This window comes from Nocardia sp. NPDC049737, assembly GCF_040674755.1.
Classification (GTDB): Bacteria; Actinomycetota; Actinomycetes; order Mycobacteriales; family Mycobacteriaceae; genus Nocardia.
In genome coordinates this window covers 24,995-31,649 of the sequence record NZ_JBFANH010000053.1, presented here as the reverse complement: position 1 = coordinate 31,649, position 6,655 = coordinate 24,995, and the positions used below count along the sequence as shown (strand labels likewise).

Sequence of the window (6,655 nt, the reverse complement as noted above, 5' to 3'; positions counted from 1 at the left end):
ACGACAAACTCGCCGTCCGCTTCCTGGCTACCGTCCACATCGCCGCCATCGACCTGTGGCTACGGTGACCCGACTTTCGAAACACGACCTAGGTCGCAGCCGCCTCCTGCCGGTGGTTCCCAGTTGCAACGATCTCGCGGGGCACACGCCACAACGGTGGCTGCCGTGGATCGGCGCCGACTTTGAAGACCGGAAACCTGTTCTGGCGGGGACTCGGCTGGAAGTGCACACGCACCGGCCCGGTGGAGATCAGCGGGACTTCAACTTCGATGGAGGCGCAGACCCATGGGCCCTCGTCGAGTTCGACGATGGCGATCGTCAACGGCGTCAACTCGCCGTGCGGAAAACTCATGCGACGCACCGCCCGCCACGACACGATCGAACCAACACCGGACGAGGGCATCGACTCGAGATCCTCGGACGCGCAGGCGGAACACGCGCAGGTCAGAGGCCCGAAGAGCCTATCGCAGGCCACGCAACGACGGATCGTCAACGTGTCTTCGACACAACGGGCGCTGTCGTCGCTGACACCGTCTGGGTATTGGGCATTCGGTGGGAACATGAAAGCCTCCGCGGAACGGTGCTGGTAAATTTCGTTTCAGCATCGTTCGTCCGGAGTACTCCCACGAGGGTGGAATGACCCGGGGGCATACCTGTTATCCCGGGCGGGCCTTCGTCGGCGCACGCGCAACAACAGGTCATTCCGCGAATCATCGTGCGGAGATATTGCGGATCCTGAGCTGAAACGTCGCTTCAGGCCGGTTCGGTTTCGGTCCTGGCGACCACTTCCTCGACGTCTGTTGGCGCCGCGGAGGTGTCGCGTATTCCTTGAACTTATCGGCCGTCGCGATTCCGTTGCGTATCAACGACTGTGCTGTGTGGCTGACGGTCCCCAGCGAGCCCCGGCGCGATGTCCACCGTTCTGCGGCCCAGTTCGCCGAGCCCTTGATCAGCATTTGCGTGATGCGCCGATCCGGGTCATCTGTCAGCCAACGGGTTCGATGGCGACTTGTGCATAGCAGTCGGCTTCGTGCTCGACCGGTGGACGGCGGCCGCGGCGGTGCATCAGCCGAGAGCTGTTGTACCAGGCCGCCCATTTGCTGGTGAGCTGCTCGACATCGGCCAAACCCTGCAGCGGACCGGTCGGGAACGGCGAGTCGTCGCAGATCGTTTCTGTCGTGTATAGCCCAATTGTGGTCTCCGCCAGCGCATTAGTGAGCTTTTTCATCCTCGGTTGGCTTCGAGTTCGCGGATTTGGAAGGTGTGAATCGCTTTGGCGGGCTGTCCGGCCTTGTGCGGGCAAGCAGCGTAGCTTCCGTAGAACTCAGCAGCTCTTGAGCTGAGCGTTGGCGTTCACCGGGGCACGCAGCCGTGCGTGGGCTCGATTGGCTTGCTTCTGCGACTCCGGTTTGCCGCGCCCCTTGTACGGAGCGAGCAGGCCGTCGATACCGTGATAGCCCTTGTCCGCCAGCACGATCCATCCGCTGCGCTCGAGCTCGGCCACGATCTGCCAGATCCAGGCGGCCTTCGTATCGTGCACGCTGCCGGGCAATGCACCCGACACCCACACGACATCCCCGTCGGGTGTGGCGATGACCTGCACGTTCATCCCTGGTGGCGGTGTCTTCCCGAGTAGTAGGGCCGGTCGGCGGCCACCCGCTCGATCGGGATCAGCGTGCCGTCCCGGATCAGGTAGGCGTGCCCGTCGGTTTTCGCTTGCTTCAGCGCCGACCGCAACTTCGGGGCACGGGCAGCCAGCAATTCCACGGTCTCGCCGACGTAACGCCATGCGGTGGTCGTCGAGATGTCGAACCCGGCCCCGAGATCGGCGTAGGTCTCGGCTTTACGCAGGTGGCCCAGCACGAGCAGGGCTTGCTGGCCCGGGTCGAGCTTGCGCCAGGCCGAGCCGATCGCGCGGCGGTGCCGACGGATCAGCCCGGCGACGAAGTGAAAAGTCCGACGTGACAATGGCAGCGCGGAACAGTAGAACAACACGTGAAGCCTCGGTACTCAGCAGTTTTGGTCGCCAGCTGATCTACCAGGGGCTTCGCCCATCCTCACACTGACACGCCATACCAATCACACTGAGGCACAGCCTCCTTCAGTCAGGATGAAAAAGGCTCACTATATGTGGAAGAAATATCACTTCCGTTTGATCAATTATTGACGCGCAACCACTCCGCGAATGCCCACAATGGGAAATAGTGCCGAAAGTTGTCGTAGTTAAGCATCGTGGTCCGACCGAAGACTCCGTTGTAGCCCTCGCGCACAAAATGACCGTCGCCGTGCTGGCGCTCGATCAGAAAGCGGATGCCATTCCTAACCCCTGGGTGGGCGGAGTAACCAGCCCGTATCAGAGCCAGCAACGCCCAGGCGGTCATCACCACCTGGCTTCCCTGCGACGGCACATACCGCCTGCTGATGCAGCTCTCCGGAGCCTCCCCCCACCCATTGTCGTCCTGCTGGATAGACAACAGAAATGCGCAAGCCCGTTGGATGCTTTGGTGTCCAACCGGCACTCCTGCCGCGAGGAGACCCCAGACGCCGAACCAGGTGCCGTAGGTGAAGCAGACCCCCCAACAACCTTCGAAGCTGCCATCGTTCCGCTGTGAGTCGAGCAGATATTGTCGACCGGCGGTGATCGGTCGTTCCAGGGACTCTGCTATATGAGGAAAGTGCGTCCCGGCGAGGGCGAAGGCTTGGAGAACCGAGCTCGTGCACTCCACGTATGTGCGTTCGATAACGACGTCATCGAAGACCTGGGTCGGATTGAACCATTCCAGCCATCTCGGCCCCCGGATAGGCTCATAGCTTGCCCAGCCACCGTTGGGGTTTTGCCAGGACAGCAACAAACGGACAGCAGCGAGCAGCCTCTCTTCGCCGATACTCGGTTCGAGACCGAGATCCTCACCAATCAGTGCGGCTTTGAAACCCTCAGCTGTGCAGTCGGCCACCGGCCAGCCTTGTCGGCCGACCGAGAACGGCCAGCTGCCTCGGGAGAGCTCTCTGTAGTACTTGCGGTGGTAGGGCGGGTCTTCAAGGATCTGATTCTCGTCGACGAACCGAAACGCCGATGCGATCATCCGGCTGTTGGAATACGAGGCATCGACGGACCCGGCAGCGTTGAGCGCCTGCAGCGAGAATGCAGTGTCCCACAGTTGCGCCGAGCTGTAGCCTTGCATGCTGGTAGCGTCTTCGGTCTCCCAGAGATATTCGTTCAGCATCACCATTCCTGTCGCAAATTCTTGGCCACCCGGATCTCGAAAGTGATGTACCAAAGTGTTCAGTATGGCGTCGACCGGGCCGAGGCCTAAGCCCGACGTCACGCGGTCCTCATACTGAATGTGCTCCACGATCACGTCCAGCGCCTGCTTTCTCAGAAAGCTCGGCACGCACTTCTCGAACAGTTGCTGGACCGCGGCGGTTGCACGGAAGATACGGGTCACCGGCCGATAGTTGTCCGTTGCTGCGATACTAGACCGATGCTTGCTCCAGTCGATCTGATCGTAGCCTTGGGGGTACAGCTCTTCCCGCAGTTCCTGAATTGTCTTATCGAGCGGCCCATGCTTGCGCATCCCATACAGCCAGGACATGGGTAGGGCCACCTGCCGTGCTTGGCAAAACGTCCGGCGGGGGTGGAGGGGTGACGAGTACGGCAGGAGCCAGACCTCGGGCGGGAGAGGATGAATTCCCTCGTAGTCGTACAGGCCCAGCAAACACAGCGAGAATTTTCCCCAAGACGCCGAGCGTAGCGGAGTGCCGTTCTCATGGATCCACTCGCGCAGTCGCACGACTGTGGGTTCCTGCACGTCTTCACCCAGGATGCGGAGTGCAACGTACCCAAGGACAGAGGTGAAAACCGTTCCAGCTCCGTCCTCATACAATCCTATGCTGCCATCGGAGTTGACGGTGGACATTAGATGCCTGCGGATACGTGCAACTCTATCGATAGGCAGGCGGTACCCGGAAACCTGGCACAACACCACGTACATCGGCAGCAGGAATGCCGGACCACCATAGTGACCGCGCCAGCTGCCATCTGGTTCCTGACGCCTCTCCAGATTGTCGATGCCCCTTCGCAACGCTTCGGCTGCCAAATCCTCTAAGCTCGCAGGATTCATTACCGTCGACTCCTCACCGACGTCCTCAGGTCCGCCGCAAAAACACTCCCCGACGGGTACCTGACCGCCGCCCAGCATCGATCAGTGGTTGCGCGATCAATCCCTCTGCTCAATCGCTTCTGCCGATCCGTGCGCCTATACAGCTGCCGGGTTGCACGAGGTTGTGGCGTGTCCATGACACCCCTTCTCTTCAATTGATCCTTCGGAGGTATTTGGCACCTGCCTGCGGCGGGCACGTCGTTACTGTTCGAGTGCGCAGCCGATCGTGGTGATTACCGAAGGGTATTCAACACTGTTCCGATAATCGGCAAGTAAGTGCGACATCATGGAACATCATCGTTGTGTCGGAATCGGATCATGATAGGTTTCCGGTAGGGGCGGGGGTAGTTTGGTTGGGCATCTGTGCGGATAGGGGGCAATCGTGGTTTCGTATTCCTTAGTCGCGTTGTGGGAGAATTCGGCGTGTGCAACGGTCGGCTCGACATATTGCCGATCAACACCCGCAAAGCCCACACGAATGGGAACAATGGGTGCGCGTCACGCTGGTGGCGATCCGCAAACAGCACATCACCACCACGCGACCCGACGACTCGGACGATCGCCGTCTCATCCACACCTTCTGCCGCCACCGTGCACGCGCCACGGAGGCAGGAGATCCGGTGAATCAGCATGCCTCACAACGCCTCCGGGCTTGCTTGAGCCGTATGCCGGGATGACTGGCACGTACAGTTCTGAGGGGGACCGGGCGCAGCAATGCGCCCGGTCTACCCGGCCGTATCGAGCGGATGTCGAACGGCGAATTTTGCGACGGCTTGCGCGGTGGCCGGGGTGAAGAGGTTGATCAGGTTGCCGTCGGGATCGCGGAACAGCAACGACCGGTTCCCCCACGGCATCGTCGTGGGCTCGTTGACGAAATCGTCGACCGAATCCCGCAACCGCCGGTAATCGGCATCGACGTCGGGGACCAGGAATTCGATGATCGCGGTGTGGTTGTCGGCTGGGCGCGCGCTGCCTGCCGCCAACAGCGCCACGGTGCGGGTGCTTCCGATCGCGAGGGTGCCGGCCGGTGTGACGATTTCGGCGAAATCTGGTGTAGCCCAGGTTGCTTCGACACCGGTCACCTGCTGATAGAAGCTGACCAACCGCTGGATGTCATCGGTGATCAGGCGGATCGAGACCAGATTCATTGCGTGCTCCTGCTGTCGGACGAGGCGGAAGTTCCGCCGCCGCATGCCACGGTAAAGTCAATACCGGACAGTTTCCGCCCGGTATAGATGCGAGAATTTCCCGATGACGCGCCCCACCGCCCGAGTGCTGGCCCTGCTCGAGCTGTTGCAGACCGGCGGCACCCATACCGTCGGTGAACTCGCCGGACGGCTCGGCGTCGATGAACGCACCGTCAGGCGATACGTCACCCATCTCACCGACCTGGATATCCCCGTCCGATCGGTTCGGGGCCGCTACGGGGGCTACCGGCTCGCCCCCGGGTACCGAATGCCGCCGCTGATGCTGACCGACGACGAGGCGGTGGCGGTGTTACTCGGCCTCCTCACCAACCGCGGCGCCGACCGATCGACAGTTTCCGCCCGCGCAGCCCACAGCGCGACGGCCAAACTCCGCCGCGTCCTGCCCGCCCACCTGACGGCCCGGCTGGACGCACTGATCAACACCGTCGAATTCACCGCGGACGCTCGCCCGGAAGTCGCTGTCGAGACCGCCGTCCTGCTCCGGCTCGCCGAGGCCACCCGCGAGCACCGACCGGTCGCGATCGACTACACCGCCCGACACGGGCGGCCCAGCGAGCGGACCGTGCACCCCTACGGGCTCGTCGACCACTCCGGCCGGTGGTACCTGACAGGGCAGGACAGCAACAGTGACGAACTACGCCAGTTCCGGGTGGACCGCATCACCGCGGTGACCACACTGCCCGGAACGTTCACTCCGCCCCCCGGATTCGAGCCGGCCGCCCACCTGCTGTCCGCACTTGCCACCGCGCCCTACCGGCACGAGGTATCGATCCGAGTGCAGGGCACGCTCACCCAGGTCCGCCCGCTGCTCCCCGCGACGATCGCGACCATGCACGAGATCGACTCACCGCCGGCCGACACCCGCCCGTGGGTCCAGGTCCGAATCCGGGCCGAACAACTCGACTGGATTCCCGCAGTCCTCGCCGACCTGAACCGCCCGTTCGTCATCGAACACCCTGAGACCCTCAAAGACGCCGTACGCGCCCTGGCCCGCCGACTCACCGCGGCCGCCGACGGCAGATACCAACCCCACGGGTAGCCCCCAGCAGCGCGAAGCGTCACCCAGATTGCCGTTGGCTGATCACTATGTCTCGGACCCGAGCGCCCAGGCCCTCGAACCGCCGCCGAACCACCGCCTGGTCCGCGAACGTCCGCCCATAGCCGCATACCGCGCTGATCGAACAGGTCGGAGCGGGGCAGGCGACCTGCAGGTGGCTGTATCGATTCGAGGCCGACCGAACGCACCGCGCCATGACGATGACCGTTGCAGCGGCCCTTGCTCGGAGA

4 protein-coding genes and 2 pseudogenes are annotated in these 6,655 nt (G+C 62.6%); 1 reads left to right on the top strand and 5 read right to left on the bottom strand.

Annotation, left to right across the window (positions count from 1 at the left end; translation table 11 throughout):
- Positions 1–88: 88 nt before the first annotated feature.
- The 5 genes and pseudogenes from AB0J47_RS39655 to AB0J47_RS39635 form a co-directional block, all read right to left on the bottom strand.
- Positions 89–403, bottom strand: a complete 315-nt coding sequence (locus AB0J47_RS39655; RefSeq protein WP_364358971.1) for an OB-fold domain-containing protein — start codon at positions 401–403, stop codon at positions 89–91.
- Between the two features lie 582 nt (positions 404–985).
- Positions 986–1,213: pseudogene (locus tag AB0J47_RS39650) on the bottom strand (IS3 family transposase); the annotation flags it as partial.
- 11 nt (positions 1,214–1,224) lie between these two features.
- Positions 1,225–1,995: pseudogene (locus AB0J47_RS39645) on the bottom strand (transposase family protein).
- A gap of 161 nt (positions 1,996–2,156) precedes the next feature.
- Positions 2,157–4,121 carry a terpene cyclase/mutase family protein gene (locus AB0J47_RS39640; RefSeq protein ID WP_364358968.1) on the bottom strand — a complete coding sequence of 655 codons (1,965 nt, stop codon included), beginning with the start codon at positions 4,119–4,121 and terminating at the stop codon, positions 2,157–2,159.
- Positions 4,122–4,885: 764 nt separating this feature from the next.
- Positions 4,886–5,308, bottom strand: coding sequence for a VOC family protein (locus tag AB0J47_RS39635; protein ID WP_364358965.1), 423 nt, complete (start codon positions 5,306–5,308; stop codon positions 4,886–4,888).
- A 103-nt stretch (positions 5,309–5,411) separates the two neighbouring features.
- Between AB0J47_RS39635 and AB0J47_RS39630 the strand changes: the two genes are divergently transcribed.
- Positions 5,412–6,407 carry a transcriptional regulator gene (locus AB0J47_RS39630; protein ID WP_364358962.1) on the top strand — a complete coding sequence of 332 codons (996 nt, stop codon included), beginning with the start codon at positions 5,412–5,414 and terminating at the stop codon, positions 6,405–6,407.
- The last annotated feature ends 248 nt before the right edge of the window (positions 6,408–6,655 follow it).

Excerpts from the sequence above, each read along its gene's own strand:
- AB0J47_RS39655 (WP_364358971.1), bottom strand. The coding sequence starts at position 403 with ATGCCCTCGTCCGGTGTTGGTTCGATCGTGTCGTGGCGGGCGGTGCGT.
- AB0J47_RS39640 (WP_364358968.1), bottom strand. The coding sequence starts at position 4,121 with ATGAATCCTGCGAGCTTAGAGGATTTGGCAGCCGAAGCGTTGCGAAGG.
- AB0J47_RS39630 (WP_364358962.1), top strand. The coding sequence starts at position 5,412 with ATGACGCGCCCCACCGCCCGAGTGCTGGCCCTGCTCGAGCTGTTGCAG.
- AB0J47_RS39635 (WP_364358965.1), bottom strand. The coding sequence starts at position 5,308 with ATGAATCTGGTCTCGATCCGCCTGATCACCGATGACATCCAGCGGTTG.